This window comes from Nocardiopsis lucentensis DSM 44048, assembly GCF_000341125.1.
GTDB lineage: Bacteria > Actinomycetota > Actinomycetes > Streptosporangiales > Streptosporangiaceae > Nocardiopsis > Nocardiopsis lucentensis.
In genome coordinates, this window is record NZ_ANBC01000610.1 from 1 (window position 1) to 642 (window position 642).

Annotated in this window: 1 protein-coding gene and 1 pseudogene; one reads left to right on the top strand and one right to left on the bottom strand. The window is 75.7% G+C overall.

All coding sequences use genetic code 11. The annotated features are described in order from the left end of the window. The coding region (locus tag D471_RS0121710) for a GNAT family N-acetyltransferase (RefSeq protein WP_017600570.1) at window positions 1–290 on the top strand (290 nt) is incomplete at its 5' end. 162 nt (window positions 291–452) lie between these two features. On the opposite strand, the pseudogene D471_RS0121715 reads toward D471_RS0121710, so the two are convergent. Continuing rightward, window positions 453–642: pseudogene (locus tag D471_RS0121715) on the bottom strand (barstar family protein); the annotation flags it as partial.

Consider the following 642-nt stretch of genomic DNA (forward strand, 5'->3'; position numbering starts at 1 on the left):
GCGAGGTCGTCGGGTACGCGACCTGCTCCCCGGAGGTCTCCACCTGGGACGGGTGCGAGTACCTGCACATGGACTGCCTCTTCCTGCGCGACGGGACCCGGGGGGCGGGGCTCGGCGCGCGGATCATGGACGCGGTCGCGGACACGGCACGCGGGCTCGGCCTCACCGAGGTGCAGTGGCAGACCCCGGTCTGGAACGAGGACGCGATCCGCTTCTACGACCGGCTCGGGGCGCGCGCGAAGGAGAAGCTGCGCTACACGCTCCCGGTCGCCGCGGACGGGGACGCGTAGCCGACGGCGAGCGGCTGGCCGGGGTCCCGGTCACGCCGGCGGCGGGAGGGCGCGTTCGAGGGCGTCCCGGGACTCGCTCCTGGCCGTGATCGCGGCCAGGCCCTCCCGCGCGGCCGCGAGGCGCCCGGGTCTGAGGACGCGTCTTGGTGAGCTGGACCCGGATCAGGCGAGGACGACGCGCGTGCCGCCCTCGGCCAGGACGTCGAGGACCTCGGCGAACAGGTCGTAGGGTCGACCGTCCGGTCCCAGGGCCCGGGACAGGTGCTCGCGTGCGGTCGCGGCGTCCCGCCACAGCAGGGTCGCGGGGGCGGTGCGGCCGAGGCCGCCGCGCAGACAGTCGACGATGGCGTCC